Raw genomic sequence first — 18,176 nt, 5'->3', positions numbered from 1 at the left:
TCCGGGCCGAGGTGACGTGTTAACCTTCGTTAAGAGCGGACGAGGGAGACAGACGTGAAGGCAGTTTCAGTTGTGGTCTTCATCGCGTTGTGCGGACCAGCCTTGTCGGAACCCCGCGTCGTCGACGGTGACACGCTGGAAATCGACGGCACCATCTATCGCCTGAACGGCATCGACGCGCCCGAGCATGGTCAGCTCTACGGCTCCTGGGCTTGCGGAAGCGATGCTACCGCCGAGTTGGTCGAGATCGTGAAGGAGCACGACATCACTTGCGACGCGCTTGGTCAGGACGGTTTCGACCGGACCATAGCGACATGTTACGCCGACGGAACGGACATCGGGGCGTCGATGATCGACAAGGGCATGGCCTGGGCCTTCGTGCGCTATTCTGATGCCTACGTCGACGTCGAGACCGCCGCGCGGGAACGCCGTCGCGGCGTCTTCTCGGGCGACTACACCGCACCCTGGGACTACCGCTCCCTGCGCTGGACCGCAGCGCTGGCGGATGAGGACGACGCCCCTGAAGGATGTCCGATCAAGGGCAACATCTCGAAGAACGGCCACATCTATCACCCGCCGTGGTCGCCCTGGTATGCGAAGACGCGCATCAACCTGTCGGAAGGCGAAAGATGGTTCTGCTCCGAAGCCGAGGCCGTCGCCGCCGGATGGCGCGCCCCCCGCTGGAACTGATGCCGCGCTTGACCCGAAATGCGAACCTGCTAGAACGCCGCGCAGGTCGGGCCTGTAGCTCAATTGGTTAGAGCAGAGCGCTCATAACGCTTTGGTTGGGGGTTCGAGTCCCTCCGGGCCTACCATCATTAACGTTTGTTAACGTCAATCGTTTTGCCGGGGCGCGCGATGGATTAGCGTGTCAGGACCCGCGTTCGAGATCTGCACGGCTTCTGCACAATCTCGCGCCACGCCGCGAAACGCCAAACCCTTTCTCGTGCTCCTCCCCAAACTGCCCGCACCGAAGCGCCCCCTGCTGCAAATTGAGGCGTCGCCGAAAGCCGGTCGGTGCCCCAAAACACGCAAGGGTGACAGCGACACATAAAAAAATAATTGTCACAGATTAATTGCCTCTATATTAAACGCATCGGAAATCTCACGGTAATTGCGGTCGGTTCCGCCGCACAACTCACAGGAGTGCCGAATGGCAACCAAGATGGATTTGGGCGCGATGTCCCTGGAGGAATTGCGTTCCCTCAAGAAGGACGTGGACAAGGCAATTTCAGGCTACCAGGACCGCCAGCGCGCAGAGGCGCTGAAAAAGGTCGAAGCAATCGCGCGCGAACACGGGATGTCCGTGGAGGAGCTTGTCGGCAAGAAAGCACGCAAGCCGAAAGCGCCCGCGAAATACCGCAATCCGGAAAAGCCCGGTGATACGTGGTCCGGCCGGGGTCGTCAGCCGGCCTGGTTCAAGAACGCTCTCGCCTCTGGCACGAAACCCGAAAGCCTAGAGGTCTGACGGTCTTTGCGCGCGGCCCCTCAGGTGGCCGCGCGCCTAGCGCGGGATATGAAGTTCCGCACGCAGGCCGCCCAGGTCGGCGCTTTTTTCGAGGACCAGTCGCCCGCCGTGCTGACGCGCGACGTCCGAGGCGATGGCAAGCCCCAGCCCCACACCCGATCCGCGGTTCTGGTTCCGCGCCGCGTCCATGCGCGTGAACGCCTTGCGGACGAAATCCCGCTGCTCGACGGGAATACCCGGACCGCTGTCCTCGACGATGAAACGGATGTCGCGGTCTGAAATCTCGACGCCCACCCTTGCCTCGTGCCCGTATCGAACCGCATTCCCGATCAGGTTGCCGACGGCGCGGCGCAGCGCGTCGGGACGAAGCATGGCGGTTCCCTCGCCGATCATCGGCCCCAGGTGAACCGGATCCGCCCGGGCGGCCCGTGCCACCAGATCTCGCACCATCTCGCGCGGATCGGTGCGCACCGGATCCTCCAGCGCATCTCCGCGCGCGAAGGACAGGAAGGCCTCGAGCATCCGTTCCATGTCCTCGACGTCGCGGCTCATGGCGCGCGCCTCTTCGTCGTCCTCGATCAGCGACAGCCCCAGCTTCATCCGCGTCAGCGGTGTCCTCAGGTCGTGGCTCACGCCCGACAGCATCATGGTCCGCTGCTCGATCTGCCTCTCGATCCGGTCGCGCATGTCGAGGAAGGCCGCGCCCGCCGAGCGCACTTCGGTGGCACCCGCGGGCCGGTAGGGCACGGATCGTCCCTTTCCGAAGGCTTCGGCCGCCCAGGCCAGCCTGCGGATCGGCCGCATCTGATTGCGGAGGTAGATCAGCGCGATCACCGACATCAAGATGGCCGTCACCCCGATCAGGACCGGAAACTGGTGCGGATTGCGGATGGTGAGCCGCCGCCTCGGCACGTCGAGCGCGACGGGACCGAAACGCGTGTCGACGGCGAGGCGCGCAAAGGCGTCGCGCGTCAAAAGATCCACAGCCGACACTCCGGGCACCTCGGCCGTCAGCGTTTCGATCACCGTACGTCCCGAGAGGTCGATCCATTCGTGCTGCGTCACGACGGGCTCATCGACCGTGTTGATCTCGATGCCGAGCGGCGTCGCGACCTCGAGCGCCGCCTCCATCGCGCGGCCTGCGTCCGGCGCCGCCTCGACCTGGCCGAGGATCAGCCGGACCTCGTTCGCCACAGCTTCCGACATCTGCCGTGACACGCCGTCGTAGATCCGCTGGATCGAGGCGATCGTGACCACGAGAAGGATGGCTGTTACGGGCACCAGGAGGATCAGGGTCGAGCGCCCGTAGAGCGACCTTGGCATCCAGCCTTTGAGAACCCGCCCGATCATGCGATGAGCCTAGAAGCGGCGACCGGCAAGAGGAAGGCCCCAATGACGAGACCCGAGCCGGGCGTATCAGTGACCCTCGCCGACGGCCTGCGGCGGGTGCTGGCGCCCAATCCTTCGCCGATGACGCACTGGGGCACGAACAGCTTCATCCTGGGCGAGGGCCGCGTTGCCGTGATCGATCCTGGTCCGGAGGACGCGGATCACCTTGCCGCACTCCTCAAAGCGACCGCGGGCGAGACGGTGACGCACATCCTCGTCACTCACGCGCATCGCGATCACAGCCCCCTGTCCCGTCGGCTGGCGGAACTGACCGGCGCGCCCGTCCTGGCCTTTGGACCACCCGAAGCGGGACGCAGCCCGCTGATGACCCGCCTCGTCGCCGAAGGGATGACCGGCGGTGGCGAGGGCATCGATCACGCCTTTCGTCCCGACGAGACCCTGACCGAGGGCGACAGGATCGAGGGCGAAGGCTGGGCGCTCGACGTGCTTCACACCCCCGGCCACTTCGCGGGTCACCTGGCCTTCGCCTGGGGCGACCGCGTGATCTCGGGCGATCACGTCATGGACTGGTCGTCGTCTCTGGTCTCGCCCCCGGACGGCGACATCGCCGACTTCATGGCGACCTCCGCCCGTTTGCGCGACCTGGGCGCGGTCGAACTTCTGCCCGCCCACGGCGGCGTCATCCGCGATCCCGCCGACCGCCTCGACTGGCTCATCTCTCACCGCCGGACGCGCGAGGCCCAGATCCTCGCAGCACTTGGGCCGAGCCCCGTGTCCCTCGAGGAGCTGACGGCGTCGGTCTACACCGACATCCCCGTCGCAATGCTGCCGGCGGCCGCCCGCAACGTCTTCGCCCACCTCATTGATCTGGTTCATAGAAATCTCGCCACAGCCGAACCCGACATTTCACCCGTAGCCCGCTTTCTCCGACGCTGACGCCCGGCCCATATTTCTGCCCGAAGCCTCTGGACGCTTCCCCGGACCGTTGCTATATCCCCGCCCTGTGTTCCGGCGTAGCTCAGCGGTAGAGCAGTTGACTGTTAATCAATTGGTCGTAGGTTCGATCCCTACCGCCGGAGCCAAAAACCCCGCAATATCGGTGATTTGAGAGAGCCGATTAGATCTATCGGCTTGCGAGTGAGCGGCCGGGTAACGTATGGGGTAACGCCCGCCGTGACTTCCGCAGAGAACTCAGCCGAACACAACGAAGCGTTGGCGCGATCGGTTCTTCTTCGTCGTCAAGCAGGTACGTGGCGAGGGACATACTAAATGGTCGCGCTGCTGAAAGTCTCCACCACCCGCACCGGTCTCTGACAGCATTGTCGGTCTTTCGTTGATGTTCCGAGAAATTCTAGGGCTTCGCAGTGTGACCCGCGAGAGAGATGACCACCGATCCCGGCGCCCGTCTCCGGAGGCTGCATCACGCGCTTCTGTCAGGGGTGCCCCCAAGGGTGCGCCACTTCTTCGCAGGCGCGCCAGAGCCACCTTATCTCCTCGTCAGTAAGCACCCGATCCCGGCTAACCTCCGGCGCCGGCGGCCTGACGCCGGTCATGGTGCTCGACGCGATGACCTCGCGCTCGAGAAGCCAGGAAAAAAACCGAGCAAGGTACTGCCGGATCCGGTTTGCTGTGACGCCGCGCCCGCTCTCTGCGATTTCGTCCAACAAGTCGACCACATCGCGACGTGTGATTGCGTGGATGTTCCGACCGTGCCAGGCCTTGAGGGCAAAACGGTCGAGCTCTCTCGAGACGGTCCGCGCGGACTTCAGCTTGGCGACGTGGCGCCGCTTAAAGTCGGAGAGGAGAGTGTCGAAGAGATCGCGATCGGCGCGCTCCGCTGCTTCCGCCCTTGCCTCGCGCTTCTCGGCGCACGGATCCCGCCCGTGTTGGGTCGCGTCGACGGCCATCGTCGCGGCCGCCCTTGCCGCGGCAAGGCCCAGGGCCGGCCACCTGCCAAGAGTCAACTTGCAAGGTCGCCCGTCGTGGCGATAGCGAAACGCCCAGGATTTTGCCCCGCTAGGCTGTACCACCAAGTAGAGCCCGGAGAGAGCAGGGTCGGGGATCTCGAGCCGCTTGTCGGGATCCGATCTAAGAGCGCCAATCGTCTTCGAAGTGAAGGCTTTTACCAAATGCTGGCTACCCCCTGTGACCCCAGTCGGGTCTCGATTCCACGCGACTCGACCACTTAAGTGGATGGTCCCGACCGACCCACGACGATCGGGTAACGCCTGGGGTAACAAAAACGGCTGACAGGCGCTGCCATCCCTTGAACCTTTCAGTGACGTTCATTTTTTAGTATCGTCAACAAGAAAAGGACCGCGCCGCCATCCGATAAAGTGAGCTGAAGCGACGGAAAAGCTCTAGGTAGATGGGCGTTTGTCAATTGGTCGTACGTTGGATCTCTACCGTCGGAGCCAATCTTCCTCATTGATCCGATCCCACGCGCCCGTCGTTCAGACCGTGACCTTCAGGACGATCCCTGTTCTTATCGCCTGCGACCCCTGCTGCGAGAAGACTCATGGCGCTTCCACCCTCTCGACAACTCCTGTCGGAGTACGCGCCGGAGGGCGTTTTGCGTGTGGCGCTGAACCACGGGAACCGTATCCTGGTCGGGCGGGACGAGACGGGAGCTCCTTGCGGCATCTCGGTCGATCTCGCGAGGCTTGTTGCCGGCACGCTCAACCTTCCGTTGCAATTCGTGGAGTACGAGCGCGCCGCCGATGTCTCGGGCTCGGCGACGGAGGGAGTCTGGGACCTGTGCTTTCTCGCCGTCGACCCGAAGCGGGCCGAGACCCTCGACTTCACCCTGCCCTACGTCGCGATCGAGGGACGCTACCTCGCCGGGCCGGGATGCGATGCGGCGGATGCGGCAGCGCTGGTCGCCTCGGGCGCGCCGGTCGGCACCGTCGAGGGGTCGGCCTACACGCTGACGCTCGAACGTCAGGCGGGGGCGGACCACCTGGTCCGCTTCCCCGACATCCGCGCCATGCTCGCCGCACTCGACGTGGGCACGGTCGCCGCCGGGGCGGGCATCGGCGACGTCATGGCGGCGGAGGCGGCACTGCGGCCCGGATCACGCGTCCTGTCCCCCCCTTTCATGGAAATCCGGCAGGCCATGGCCATCGTCAAGGGCCGGCCCCGGGCCGCGCGCCACCTGACCGACATGCTGGCCAACCTCGCACGCAGCCGCGCCATCGCAGACATTCTCGAGCGCAACGGCGTCGCACGAAACGCGGCGGTTCTTCCGGACTAGCTTGCGCTAATCTGGCGTCACGACTGTCCCGCCGCCAGCCGGCAAGGCCGGTTTGACAAGGGCGCCGCCCTCGTCGGACAAGGGAGCGGCGAACGGGGGACGAGCGATGCGATACATCCTTTACGGCGTGGGCGCGGTCGGCGGCGTGGTGGCGGCGGCGCTCACCGAGGCCGGGCACGAGGTGCTGGGCATTGCGCGCGGGGCCCGGCTCGAGGCGCTTCAGGCAAATGGTCTCGCCTTCCGCTCGGCGAACGGCAGCCGGCGCTATCGGCTCGACCTGCGCGAAGCGCCGTCCGAGATCGAGTTCCGACCCGACGACGCGATCCTCCTCCTGGTCAAGAGCCAGCACACCGCTGACGCCCTCGCCGCGCTCCGCGATGCGGGCGTCGACGAACAGCCGATCTATTGCTGCCAGAACGGCATCGCCAACGAACGGACCGCGCTGCGGCTCTTCCCGAACGTCCACGGCGTGACGGTCATGCTGCCCGCGCAGTTCGACGCGCTGGACGAGGCGGTGGCCTGCTGCGCGCCCGAGTTCGGCGTCTTCGACATCGGCCGCGCGCCGTCCGGGGCGGACGACGACGACCGGGCGCTCGCCGAGGCGCTGACACCGGGCGGAATCCGCGGCTATGTCGATCCCGCGGTGATGGTAAGCAAGTACGGCAAGCTGATCCTGAACCTCGGCAACGTGGTCGAGGCTGCCGTGGGCCGGGGCGCCAAGACGGGGCCTGTGGCCGAGATCCTGCGCGAGGAGGCCAAACAGGTCCTCGCGGCCGCAGGCATCGCCTGGCGGGATGTGGGTCAGGACGATCCCCGCCGCGACCTCATGCGTCCAGCTGAAGTCGAGGGCGTCACCCGAAGCGGCACGTCCTCGACCCAAAGCCTCGCCCGCGGGGCTGGCTCGATCGAGACGGACTACCTGAACGGCGAGATCGTCCTTCTCGCCCGCCTCCACGGCGTCCCCGCCCCTGCCAACGAAGCCATGTGCCGCCTCGCCGCGCGGCTGGTGCGCAAGGGCTCGGGGCCAGGCGGCGTTCGGGCGGCAGAAGTTCACGCGATGGTGGGCCTGCCCCCTCCCTGACGCAAGACAGGCTTGACCCGGACGCCGCCCGCCGCCACAGCAGTCACGAGGCCGCAAGGAGCACGACGCATGGAACTGAACGACGAGGTCCGCATCAGGGCGCCTAAGGCCGAGGTCTATACCGCGCTCAACGACCCCGAAGTGTTGAAGCTGTGCATCCCCGGCTGCGAGGAGCTGACCCGCACGTCGCCGGATGACCTCGAGGCGAAGGTCGTCCTGAAGATCGGACCGGTGAAGGCCACCTTCGCGGGGTTCGTCCACCTCGACCAGAGCGGCGCCCCCGACGCCTTCAGCCTCACAGGCGAAGGCAAGGGCGGCGCGGCGGGCTTCGCCAAAGGCGGCGCCGACGTGACCCTGACCGAGGACGGCAACGAGACGGTGCTGTCCTATACCGCGAAGGCGGACATCGGCGGCAAGATCGCACAGCTCGGCAGCCGCCTGATCGTCGCGACGGCCAAGAAGCTGTCGGCGAAGTTCTTCGAGGACTTCGCCCGCGTGATGAACGATCGCACCGACGGCACCGCCTGAGACTTGCCCTTTCCTTCCCGATCGTGCTCAGGTCGGGCCGAAACAGGGAGGCAGGGAATGCTGAAGGGCATCGACCCCAGACTGAACGCTGACGTGCTCTACGCGCTCCGCTCGATGGGGCATGGCGACACGGTGGTGCTGACCGACACCAATTTCCCGTCCGAGGCCTGCGCCCGCGACACGGTCCTGGGTGAGCTTCTCAGGCTCGAGAACCTGACGCTGGCCGAGGCGACCGAGGCGGTCCTGTCGGTCCTGCCGCTGGACACCTTCGTCGACGACTTCGCGATGCGGATGGAGATCGACGGCGACCCGGCGAAGATCGCCCCGGTCATCGCCGAGACGCAGAAGGCCATCGACGCCGCCGAGGGCCGCCCGCGCCCGATGGTCTCGGTCGAGCGCTTCGCCTTCTATGACCTCGCCCGGGAGGCCTTCGCGATCATCCAGACCGGCGAGCGGCGGTTCTACGGCAACGTCATCTTCCGCCTCGGCGTCATCACTCCGGAAGAATGACGCCGTGACCGGCCCCATCGTCATCCTCGGCATCTTCGTCGCCGATACCACCTACCGTGCCGACCGGCTGCCGAAGATCGGCGAGACGATCCTCGGCCACCGCTTCACCCTCGGGCCCGGCGGCAAGGGGTCGAACCAGTCCGTCGCAGCGGCGCGCGCAGGCGGCGACGTCCACTTCATCGCCCGGCTGGGACGCGACACCTTCGCCGACCTCGCCTTCGCGACATGGGCCGACGCCGGCGTCCATCCGGCGGTGATCCAGGTCGAGCGCGAGGCCACGGGTGCGGCCTGTATTTTCGTCGAGGAGGAGACGGGCGACAACGCGATCATCGTCTGCCCGGGTGCTGCGGGCGGCATCACGCCTTCCGATATCGATACGAAGACCGACCTGATCCGACGCGCCGGCGTTTTCGTCACGCAACTGGAACAGCCCGTCGACGCAGCGATGCGCGGGCTCGAAATCGCCCGCGACGGCGGCGCGGTGACGATCCTGAACCCGGCCCCCGCCGCCACCCTCCCCGACGCGATCTTCCCGCTCTGCGACTTCGTCACTCCGAACGAGAGCGAGGCCGAGCTTCTGACCGGGGTTCCCGTCAGCGACCTGCCTTCGGCCCGCCGCGCCGCCGAGGCGCTTCTGGAAAAGGGCGTGGGCGCCGCACTTCTGACACTCGGCGGCAACGGCGCGCTTCTGGTGACGAGAGACGGCGAGATCCATGTCCCCGCCTTCCTGGCCGAGCGCGTGGTCGAGACGACGGGCGCAGGCGACGCCTTCAACGGCGGCTTCGCCGTGGCGCTCTCGGAAGGCATGTCGGGTGAGGATGCCGTGCGCTTCGGATGCGCCGTCGCGGGCCTGTCTGTCACGCGCGCGGGTGCCGCCGCCTCGATGCCGGCGCGCGCCGAGATCGACGCCCTCCTCGCCCGAAGCTAACGCAGCGCGCCGGCCGATTTCAGGGCGCGGAACTTCTCCTCGTTCCACCACCAGAAATCAACGCCACGGGTATAGGGCGGCTTCGTCGCCGGATGATCGAAGACGTCCCAATAGGCGACCCAGTGTTCGCCCTTGAACCAGTTCGGGATCCAGATCATCCGGTCGCGCAGCACGCGGTCCAGCGCCCTGACGCGCACATCGAGCGTCTCGCGGTCCTCTGCGGCCAGCACCTGCTGGATGATCTCGTCGATCACCGGATCGGCGATGCCCGACAGGTTCGCCGAACCCGGATCGTTCGCACTGTTGCTCCCGAAAAGCACGTTCAATTCGACCGAAGGCGACACCGGCAGCACATAGCGGCCCGACACGATGTCATAGTCGAAACGCTCCTGCCGCTCCTCGTATTCGGCCGGGTCGACCATGTTCAGCGTGGCGTCGATGCCAACGGCCTTCAGGTTCTCGATGAAGGGCAGGATGATGCGCTCGAAGGCCGGGCTATCGTTGAGAAATTCGACGCTCAGAACCTCCCCCGCTTCGTTCCGCCGGACACCGTCCGAGCCCACGACCCAGCCCGCCTCCTCGAGAAGCGCGTTCGCCCGCCGGACCATCGCGCGGTCGGTCTTGTTCGGCTGCGACACGGGCGGCACGAAGGCGGGTTCGCTGAAGACCGTCTCGGGCAGCCTGTCGCGCCACGCCTCGAGGAAGGCAAGCTCTTCGCCCTCCAGCGCGCCTGCGGCCTGGAGGTGCGAGTTCTCCCAGAAGCTGTCGGTGCGCTCATAGAGTCCGTAGAACAACGTTTCGTTCGACCATTCGAAGTTGAACATCATCCCCAACGCCTCTCGGACCCGGCGATCCTGGAACTTGGGATTGCGCAGGTTGAACCAGAACCCCTGCGCGCCCGAGGACCGACCGTCCGGAAGCGTCTCGCGCTTGACCCAGCCCCGCGTCAGCGAGGGGAAGTCATAGCCGGTCGCCCAGAGAGCCGAGAAGTTCTCTTCGTGGAAGAGATAGACCCCCGCCTTCAACGCTTCGAAGGCAGCGGTGGAATCCGAAAAATATTCATAGCGGTAGCAATCGAAGTTGTTGGTGCCCCGGTTCACCGGAAGGCTCGCCCCCCAATACTGAGGATTGCGGCAATAGGTGATGCGGCGCCCCGGGTCGGCGCTCGACACCACATAGGGTCCGGACCCCACGGGCGGGACCATCGTCGAGCGCTCGAAATCGTTCGCCTGATAGTAGTGCTTCGGCAGGACCTCGAGCTCGGCCACGGTCGAGATCAGGTCACGGGTCTGCGCGCCCGCGCGGAACGTCACCTTCACCTCACGGGGGGACAGCACCTCGGCGCCCTCGACGTCCTCGATGGCGAGGCGGTAAAGCGGATTGGCCTTCGTCTTGAGCGTCTCGATGGTCCAAGCCACGTCGTCCGCCGTGACGGGCATCCCGTCCGAGAAGCGCGCGTCGGCCCGGAGCTTGAAGATCACCCAGGACCTGTCTGCCGGATATTCGATCGTCTCGGCCAGAAGACCGTAAAGCGCGTCGGGTTCGTCCCAGGCCCGCACCATGAGCTGGTCGTAGATCAGCTCCAGCCCCTGCGCCGCCTCGCCAGCGAGGATGAACTTGTTCAGGCTGTCGAAGGTCTGGCTGGCGAGCGTTCCGCGAAAGCTCATCGTCCCGCCGCGCGGCGCGCTCGGGTTGACGTAGTCGAAATGCGCGAAGTCGGGCGGATACTTCAGCTCGCCGAACGCGGATATTCCGTGGCTGACCGTCGTGTCCTGCGCCGCGGCAGGAAGGGCCAGGGCAAGAAGGGCGAGAAAGGCGAATAGGGTCGAACGCATCGGGACCTCCGGTCTGTCGAGGGAGCGTAGCACGCGCATGACGCGAAAACGACGCGTTTTCAGAGGCGAAGTTCGCGCCATGCGCGTGGCGCCGTCCCTTGCCGCCGACCGCGCGCGGACATAGCTTCGCCGACGATGGCGCTTCGCTTCTTCTCCGACCGCAACCGGCCCGTCCACCTGGGTCCCTACCCGCTGGAGCGTCTCCGGCGGCAGGACACGCCCGACCTGCGGGGCCTGCCGGACGCGCGGCCGCTCGCGGTGCCGACGCAGGGTTTGGCCGCTGCGATGGCAGACCACCAGGCGATGATGGACGCGATCCGAGACGGCCTCGTGAACCGCGCCCGCGCCGCCTGTCCGGACGACGAAGGCGAACGTGCGCGCCACCTGAAGGCATTCGGCTATTTCAACGACACCCACATGGTCGGCATCTGCCGCCTGCCGCCCGCTGCGCACCTGCCGCAGCCGTGGCGCAACCCGGGCATCGACCGTCTCGCCAACGACCTGAAGACGAAGCAGACGAAGACGCTCGCGTCGGGCATCGACATGATCATGGCCGACCTCAAGGACTCGATGGAAGCTCCGCCATCGACAATCGACGGACACACCCACGCGGTCATCTTCCTCTCGGCCCGCCCCCGCGACCCCTGGCCGGACGAAGCGAGCACCGAGTGGCTTGAGGGCGCTGGCCCCGCCGCCGCCGCGTTGCGCGCGTCGGAAACCGCGGTCGTGCTGGCGAACTACCTCAGGCTTCTGGGCTTCGACGCAAAGGCGCACACGGAGACCTCGTCCGATGTCGACCTGAACCGCCTTGCGGTCGAAGCGGGGCTCGCGGTCGCCGAACACGGCGAGGTGTCGGCCCCCTTCCTTGGCCTGCATTTCGGTGTCGCCGCACTCACCACCACCTTCGCCATGACGCCTGACCGCCCCCTCGCCCGTTACCAGCCCTCGCTTGGACCGCGCTGGTGGCTCGGCTGGGGGACGGCGAATAGTGCCTTGAACCGCGATCCCTTCGCGCGACGCCGCTTCGCCGATGGCCCGCACCCTTTCGAGACGCTGAAACGCGTCGACGCACCCACGACCTATATCGACGAGCCGCGTGTCCCGCGCGTCCCCAAGCGAACGGACATGTTCGCCCGCGCCCAGTTCGGCGATCTGGGCAAGGCCGTGCAGGATGGCGCAAAGGGCGGGCACTACGCGAAGAAGGCCCCGACAGCGGCGGCCGAGCGTCGCATGCTGGGGGCTTTCGTGCTGTTGCAGGACGGCCCGCCAAGCGAGGGTCTACACCCTGCTGATCCGCAGGAGAACGCCGACGCCATCAAGGCCGCCGCCTATTTCCTTGGGATCGACGCGGTCGGCATCAGCCGTTGCCCGGACTGGGCGTGGTACAGCCACGACGCGGCGGGCCATCCCATCGACCCACCCCACCCGACCGCCATCAGCATGATCGTCGATCAGGGCTTCGAGACGATGGAAGGCGCCAGCGGAGACGACTGGATCAGCGTTGCCCAGTCGATGCGCGCCTACCTGCGGTTCTCCCTTCTGGGAGGCGTGATCGCGGCGCACATCCGGCAGTTGGGATATTCGGCCAAGGCGCACACCGTGCTCGACGGCGAGGTCGTGCAGCCGCCGCTGCTCCTTCTGTCCGGGCTGGGAGAGGTCTCGCGCATCGGCGAGGTCATCCTGAACCCCTTCCTCGGCCCCCGCCTGAAATCGGGCGTGGTGACGACCGACATGCCGCTCGCTTTCGACAGGCCCATAGACTTCGGCCTCCAGTCCTTTTGCGAGGCCTGCAACAAGTGCGCCCGCGAATGCCCCTCGGGTGCCATCACCGCCGGACCGAAGAAGATGTTCAACGGCTACGAGATCTGGAAGTCCGACAGCCAGAAGTGCGCCACTTACCGCATCACGACGAAGGGCGGCGCCATGTGCGGGCGCTGCATGAAGACCTGCCCGTGGAACCTGGAGGGCCTGTTTGCCGAACGCCCTTTCCGCTGGATGGCCTCGAACGTGCCGTCGCTTGCCCCCGCGCTGGCCGCGCTCGACGACCGCCTGGGGCGCGGCGGGCTGAACCCGGTCAAGAAGTGGTGGTGGGATCTGGAACTGGAAGAGGACGGCGGCTATCGCCCGACGCGCCACCCGGGGAACGCGCGCGACCTTCAGCCCGATCTGAAGATCCGGCCCGAGGACCAGACGCTTGCCGTCTATCCTGCCCCGCTGACGCCGCCGCCCTGGCCCTATCCCTATCCGATGGATCGCGAGGCGGGCATCCTCGCCTACGGCGACCTCCTATCACCCGACGACCATCGCGCCGCCGTCGCACGCGGCGAGGACGTGGCGCACCGGGTGCCCGATTTCGCCGACAGCCCCGTGGTCGAGGCGGTCGTCTCGAAGGTCGAGCGGATGACGCCTGCCATCGCGAAGTACGAGCTGCGCGCCGCCGACGGCAGCGACCTGCCCGCCTGGACCGCCGGCGCCCATCTCGACGTCGTCGTGGCGCCCGAGTTCCTGCGGCAATACTCGCTGTCGGGCGATCCCGCCGACCGCTCGGTCTATCAGGTGGCGGTCCTGCGCGAGGATGCCGGGCGCGGCGGGTCCAGCCTGATGCACCGCATCTTCGGCGAGGGGCGGCGGGTGTTCCTGTCGAAGCCCGTGAACCACTTCCCGCTGGTGGAGGATGCGCCCGTGACGCTTCTCTTCGGCGGCGGGATCGGCGTGACCCCCATGATCTCAATGGCGCACCGGCTACACGCGCTCGGGCGCGACTTCCGGCTGCACTATTCGGTGCCGTCCCGGGGCGCCGCCGCCTTTCTGCCCGACCTCGCCGGGATGCCCTGGGCCGACAACGTGACGCTCCATGTCAGCGACGAGGGCACGCGCGCCGATATGGAGGCGCTTTTCTCGGGGCCGGCGGAGGGCGCCCACGCCTATGTCTGCGGCCCAGACCGCTATATCACCGCCGTCACGGCGGCGGCCCGCACTTCGGGCTGGCCGGAGGAGGCGCTGCATGTCGAGTACTTCGCCCTTCCCGAGGAACCGGAGTATGAGAACCATCCGTTCACCCTCCGCCTCGCCCGGTCGCAGCGTGAGGTCGAGGTTCCGGCGGACCGCTCGGCAGCTGACGCCCTGCTTGAAGCAGGGGTGCGGGTCGATCTGAAGTGTTCCGACGGTCTGTGCGGCGTCTGCCGCTGCGGCGTCGTCGCGGGCGAGGTCGAGCATCGCGATTTCGTGCTGTCCGCTGCCGACCGCAAAGTGTCGATGATCCTCTGCCGCTCGCGCGCAGCGAAGCCGGACGGGATCGTGGACATCGATCTTTGAGCGTCAGCCCGCGAAGGCGCGGCGCTGTTCGGCGGCCGTCTCGGTGACGGGCGACAGGAGCATGTACAGAAGCTCGAGCATCCTGTTGGTGCGTCCGAACCTGTCTCGATGTTAGGCGCCCCAATCATTTGCTCTGAGCGTAGAGCCCGGCCGAATGAATGTGGCTTAGTAGGGGGAGGGGGTCTGCAGCAAGAAAGTCGAATTCAACCCCATGCACAGTAACGTCGGCTTGCAAAATCGATCGGCTATGCCCACTTGCGGGCCATGACCAAGAAGAAATCACCAGACGCGGTTGAGGACGAACGATTTGCGTCGCATTCAATCATGCCCTCGAAGGAAGTGGTGGCTAACATCGCGGACGTGGAAATGCGGAAGCTCCACGAGATTGTGGACCTTCTTTTTATCCCACTGAACGTCGGTCACGACGAGCAGCAGGCCTGGTTCCGCCGGGCTCTGGAACAATATGAAAGCCTCGCGCCGAGGGATGGGATCGAGGGGATGTTGGCCGCGCAGATGATAGGAACGCATGCCGCCGCCCTCGAGTGCTTGAGACGGGCCGCTCATTCGCGAGAGCGATTTGCCGATCGTGAGCAGAACTTGAAGCATGCGCAGAAGCTCATGGCCCTCTATACCCAGCAGGTCGCGGCCTTGAACAAGCACCGCGGCAAGGGTCAACAGAAGGTCACCGTCGAACACGTCCACATCGAAGCCGGTGCGCAAGCCATAGTTGGCAATGTGGATTCTGGAGCCGGAAAGCACAACAAGGCCTCTCCCGCTGTGCTGGAGGAACAGAAATCAGTGCCGATGCCGGAATTTGAGCCTTCCAAGCTGCGGCGGACATGACGTCATATCATCCGCGCAACACCAAGCCGATGCGAGATAGCCCCCGCTGCGGCGCCAAAACACGGCGGGGCACGCCGTGTCAGGCGCCGGCGGTGGCGGGCAAGCGACGCTGCCGCATGCATGGCGGAGCCAAGGGTTCGGGAGCGCCCAAGGGCAATCAGAACGCGTTGAAGCATGGGCGTCATACTGCGCACTCCAAGGAGACGCGTCTCCTAATACGCGCGTTTGTTCAGCGCACGCGAGAGATCATAGAAGAAATCTGATCGCCCCGAGACCTACGCGCGGGCATGCTTTGCGAAGTGGTCCATGGAGTGTCGTCATTTCAAAACCTGGAGACAAGGTCGTCAGCAACTGAGCAAACTCGCACTATGCGGTCAAAGTCTGAAGAGCAGTATGATATGATCTTTGTGATTCTGAATGAATGACGCATTAGTGCATGACGGCCCCGGTCTGAATAAAGGTTCGGCGGGGAGAAATGCTAGAGTAGACAACCGCGGACGGAGACGATGGTCAATGGCGCCGACTTGACTCCGAATGTCCCGATCTACGCCACCGGATAAAAGCTGGGTCCTCATTCTGTCGGACAGCAACACATGATCCAACCGCACGTCTGCGTTCCGTTCCCATCTGCTTCGACAGTAATCCCAAAAGGGGTACAGCGTGTCCTCCGGGTAGAGAACTCGCGTCGCATCGGTCCAGCCGGCGCCATCCATGAGCGATACTGCCGGCGCAGCTCGGGCTGAATAAGGGCATACAGGTTGGGTGCAGTGTCTGGAGGAAGTCAGGCCTCAGGTCAATTGCGTGAAACTGCCGGGTCAGCAGTTCATGGCGATGGACTTCGACCGCCAGCTCGCCGAGCTTCAGGGCCGCATCGCCGTCCTCAACGGCTACACTGCGCTCGGAATACCCGTCACAGAAGCTCTGGAGTAAGTCCGTCCGAGGAAAGGGAACCTCGGTCATCGACCGATTTATGTAACAGAGCCATTCATGTGCAGAAGCTGCTGAGCTTCATGCAGAATCGCAAACCACTTGCGTCTTGCAGACTGACCGAACATCCCTTGAGTGTGTGGTCGACTGACGTGTCAGTCCGGGGTGGCCCGCCAGCGTCTCGGCGGGGCTAGGACGCCCAGGAGCTTGGGACCTCCCGTGATTTCGAAGGAGTAGGCATCCATATGCATGTCATAGGCTTTCGACCAGTCTCTGTGCCATACGCCGACCGAAACGAAGTAGGTGCCGGGGGAAAGATCGAGCCGCGCAAAGCTGATCGAAAGCGACAAGCCGCTCGCAACTTCAGGGATCTCTATTTGATCAGTCTCGGAATTGGCGTCAAAGCAGAGGCGCCGGGATGCATCGGCGATACTGACGCTGATCTGCACTTGCGTCGGCTCGGCAGGAGTCAGTCGGAACCGAACGGTCATTGCATCTCCTTGAGCAATGGTACCGATCGCAGCTCCGGACGCGTCCATCAGCCTGACGTCGCCGATGACGACTTCCTTCGTACCGAAGCGGTTCGGTCCTTCGAGCGGCTCCGCCTTCGCCGCCTCGTTCGCCGCCGCGCTGTGGGCGGCGGTCTCATACGCCTCGACAACCGCGTCAGGCAAACCCTCGGCGCAAACATGTCCTGCGTCTAACCAGATCGCGCGATCACAGAACTCACGGATCTGGTGCATGTCGTGGCTGATGAGGACGATCGCGCAGCCGGCTTTCTTGAACGCCGAAATACGGGCAAGGCATTTTCCTTGAAAGGCTAGGTCGCCGACCGCCAGAACTTCATCGATGAGCAGGATCTTCGGATCGACATGAACGGCGATAGCAAAGCCAAGGCGCAGTCTCATTCCGCTGCTGTAAGTCCGCACCGGTTGCTCGATGTGGTCGTGCAGATCGGCAAAAGCGATGATATCGCTCATCCGCTCCTGCACTTCTGATTTCAGAAGGCCGCAAAGCACCCCGTTGATCAAGACATTCTCGCGCCCCGACAGATCGGGATGCATCCCAGTGTTCAACTGAAGCAGCCCGCGCACTGGATCGCTGGCGGCAACGCTGCCGCGATCAGGCTGCATGACACCGCCAAGGAGGCGCAACAACGTGGATTTGCCAGATCCGTTGCGTCCGATGACGCCGACCATTTCACCCGGCGCGACTCTGAGGCTGACATCGCGCAGGGCCCAGAACCGCTTCTCCGACCGATTTCGGAACAAGCCGGATTCCAGCCATGCGCGAAAGGTCGGGGCAATATCCGAGTTGCGGTGACGGAAGCTCTTTCCGATGGTTTCAGCAATCAACGCGTGCCGCACTACAATTCCTCCAGAAATCGCAGGCTGGCACGGCGGAAGAACATCTGTGAAAGCCAGAGAAAACAGAGCGAACCTCCTAGAACCAAGGAAAGCGGGCCCCAATCCGGCCAGCTATCGCGCATCAAGATGGCGCGAAACGCCTCGATGATGTGAAGCATGGGGTTCAGCCCCAGGACGGCGCGCGTGCGGTCGGGGAGATTAGTTGCGTCGTAAAAGATCGGAGTCGTGAAGTAGCCGAGTTGCAGGACGATCGGTACGATATACTGCATGTCGCGGAATGAGACGTTCAGGCCGGCGACGAGGTACGACACGGCAAGCACGAAAATGAACATCGCGGCCATCACCACCGGCAGCGCTATCAGCGACAGGCCGATGCTCGTGCCGCTGAAAAGCAGAATGACGACCAGCACCGGCAGCGTCAGTATGAGTGTCAACAGATGAGAGGTGGTGACGGAAAGCGGCAGGGCGACGGCCGGGAAGCCGGGCTGTGCAATCAAGGCGGAATTCGCCACGATGCTTGTCACGCTTTCAGACGTGGCGCCCTGAAACCAAGACCAGACCACGATGCCGATGAAGAGATGCGCGGCATAATTAGGAATCTGGAGCGGTAGGATCACTTTGAATAGAAGGTAGAAGGTCAGAAGAAATAGCATCGGGCTCGCCACGGCCCAGAAGACCCCCATCACGGTGCTCTTGAAGCGCGATTTCTGATCGCGCATCACAAGCACCGAAATAGTGTCGCGCATGTGCCGGAGCGACCGGCCCGAAAAC

General features: G+C 64.9%; 16 protein-coding genes, 2 tRNA genes and 2 pseudogenes. 14 read left to right on the top strand and 6 right to left on the bottom strand.

Annotated features, from left to right (window positions below; all coding sequences use genetic code 11):
• Positions 1-54: 54 nt before the first annotated feature.
• From EF888_RS08845 to EF888_RS08835, 3 genes are all read left to right on the top strand, one after another.
• Positions 55-690: a thermonuclease family protein gene (locus EF888_RS08845; protein WP_109758651.1), complete on the top strand. Its 636-nt coding sequence runs from the start codon at positions 55-57 to the stop codon at positions 688-690.
• Between the two features lie 48 nt (positions 691-738).
• Positions 739-815 (top strand) — tRNA-Ile (locus tag EF888_RS08840).
• 338 nt (positions 816-1,153) lie between these two features.
• On the top strand, positions 1,154-1,468 hold the full coding sequence (locus EF888_RS08835; protein ID WP_241239855.1) for an H-NS histone family protein: 315 nt from the start codon (positions 1,154-1,156) through the stop codon (positions 1,466-1,468).
• Positions 1,469-1,504: 36 nt separating this feature from the next.
• Here the strand turns inward: EF888_RS08835 and EF888_RS08830 are convergent, their stop codons facing one another.
• Positions 1,505-2,818 carry an ATP-binding protein gene (locus tag EF888_RS08830; RefSeq protein ID WP_109758650.1) on the bottom strand — a complete coding sequence of 438 codons (1,314 nt, stop codon included), beginning with the start codon at positions 2,816-2,818 and terminating at the stop codon, positions 1,505-1,507.
• A 42-nt stretch (positions 2,819-2,860) separates the two neighbouring features.
• On the opposite strand from EF888_RS08830, the gene EF888_RS08825 reads away from it, so the two are divergent.
• Both EF888_RS08825 and EF888_RS08820 read left to right on the top strand, forming a co-directional pair.
• Positions 2,861-3,754, top strand: coding sequence for an MBL fold metallo-hydrolase (locus tag EF888_RS08825; RefSeq protein ID WP_109758649.1), 894 nt, complete (start codon positions 2,861-2,863; stop codon positions 3,752-3,754).
• A gap of 71 nt (positions 3,755-3,825) precedes the next feature.
• Positions 3,826-3,900: transfer RNA gene (locus tag EF888_RS08820), tRNA-Asn, on the top strand.
• 351 nt (positions 3,901-4,251) lie between these two features.
• On the opposite strand, the gene EF888_RS08815 is transcribed toward EF888_RS08820, so the two are convergent.
• A complete protein-coding gene (locus tag EF888_RS08815) occupies positions 4,252-4,725 on the bottom strand; it encodes a phage integrase central domain-containing protein (RefSeq protein ID WP_241239854.1) in 474 nt (157 codons plus the stop codon).
• 3 nt (positions 4,726-4,728) lie between these two features.
• Positions 4,729-4,947, bottom strand: a pseudogene (locus EF888_RS22605) (Arm DNA-binding domain-containing protein); the annotation flags it as partial.
• Between the two features lie 389 nt (positions 4,948-5,336).
• Here EF888_RS22605 and EF888_RS08810 point away from each other — a divergent pair.
• The 5 genes from EF888_RS08810 to rbsK all read left to right on the top strand — a co-directional run bounded on the left by EF888_RS08810 (position 5,337) and on the right by rbsK (position 9,118).
• A complete protein-coding gene (locus EF888_RS08810) occupies positions 5,337-6,071 on the top strand; it encodes a transporter substrate-binding domain-containing protein (RefSeq protein ID WP_109758647.1) in 735 nt (244 codons plus the stop codon).
• A 106-nt stretch (positions 6,072-6,177) separates the two neighbouring features.
• Complete coding sequence (locus EF888_RS08805; RefSeq protein WP_109758646.1) at positions 6,178-7,152, top strand: ketopantoate reductase family protein; 975 nt, start codon at positions 6,178-6,180, stop codon at positions 7,150-7,152.
• 69 nt (positions 7,153-7,221) lie between these two features.
• The gene (locus tag EF888_RS08800; protein ID WP_109758645.1) at positions 7,222-7,680 is read left to right on the top strand and encodes an SRPBCC family protein; all 459 of its coding nucleotides are present in this window, start codon (positions 7,222-7,224) and stop codon (positions 7,678-7,680) included.
• A gap of 57 nt (positions 7,681-7,737) precedes the next feature.
• Entirely contained in the window at positions 7,738-8,190 is a 453-nt protein-coding gene (locus EF888_RS08795; RefSeq protein ID WP_109758644.1) for an RbsD/FucU family protein, read from the top strand.
• 4 nt (positions 8,191-8,194) lie between these two features.
• Positions 8,195-9,118, top strand: a complete 924-nt coding sequence (rbsK, locus tag EF888_RS08790) for a ribokinase (protein ID WP_241239853.1) — start codon at positions 8,195-8,197, stop codon at positions 9,116-9,118.
• Here rbsK and EF888_RS08785 read toward each other — a convergent pair.
• Entirely contained in the window at positions 9,115-10,953 is a 1,839-nt protein-coding gene (locus EF888_RS08785; protein WP_109758642.1) for an extracellular solute-binding protein, read from the bottom strand. The two genes, rbsK and EF888_RS08785, sit on opposite strands and share 4 nt — an antisense overlap.
• A 135-nt stretch (positions 10,954-11,088) precedes the next feature.
• Here EF888_RS08785 and EF888_RS08780 point away from each other — a divergent pair, with 135 nt between their 5' ends.
• The 4 genes and pseudogenes from EF888_RS08780 to EF888_RS08765 all read left to right on the top strand — a co-directional run.
• Entirely contained in the window at positions 11,089-14,268 is a 3,180-nt protein-coding gene (locus tag EF888_RS08780; RefSeq protein ID WP_109758641.1) for a 2Fe-2S iron-sulfur cluster-binding protein, read from the top strand.
• 264 nt (positions 14,269-14,532) lie between these two features.
• Positions 14,533-15,111, top strand: coding sequence for a hypothetical protein (locus EF888_RS08775; RefSeq protein WP_126918544.1), 579 nt, complete (start codon positions 14,533-14,535; stop codon positions 15,109-15,111).
• The gene (locus EF888_RS22445) at positions 15,108-15,374 is read left to right on the top strand and encodes an HGGxSTG domain-containing protein (RefSeq protein WP_109758639.1); all 267 of its coding nucleotides are present in this window, start codon (positions 15,108-15,110) and stop codon (positions 15,372-15,374) included. The genes EF888_RS08775 and EF888_RS22445 overlap by 4 nt, the downstream gene beginning before the upstream one ends.
• A gap of 532 nt (positions 15,375-15,906) precedes the next feature.
• Positions 15,907-16,041, top strand: a pseudogene (locus EF888_RS08765) (IS5/IS1182 family transposase); the annotation flags it as partial.
• 152 nt (positions 16,042-16,193) lie between these two features.
• Here the strand turns inward: EF888_RS08765 and EF888_RS08760 are convergent.
• Together EF888_RS08760 and EF888_RS08755 are read right to left on the bottom strand one after the other, a co-directional pair.
• Positions 16,194-17,405, bottom strand: coding sequence for an ABC transporter ATP-binding protein (locus tag EF888_RS08760; protein WP_109758638.1), 1,212 nt, complete (start codon positions 17,403-17,405; stop codon positions 16,194-16,196).
• Entirely contained in the window at positions 17,405-18,151 is a 747-nt protein-coding gene (locus EF888_RS08755) for an ABC transporter permease (RefSeq protein ID WP_164721630.1), read from the bottom strand. Before EF888_RS08755 ends, EF888_RS08760 begins: the two co-directional genes overlap by 1 nt.
• Positions 18,152-18,176: the final 25 nt, after the last annotated feature.

The organism is Silicimonas algicola, from assembly GCF_003970735.1.
Lineage (GTDB): Bacteria > Pseudomonadota > Alphaproteobacteria > Rhodobacterales > Rhodobacteraceae > Silicimonas > Silicimonas algicola.
Note: the sequence above shows the minus strand (reverse complement) of the source record. Positions and strands in the feature narration are given on the sequence as shown.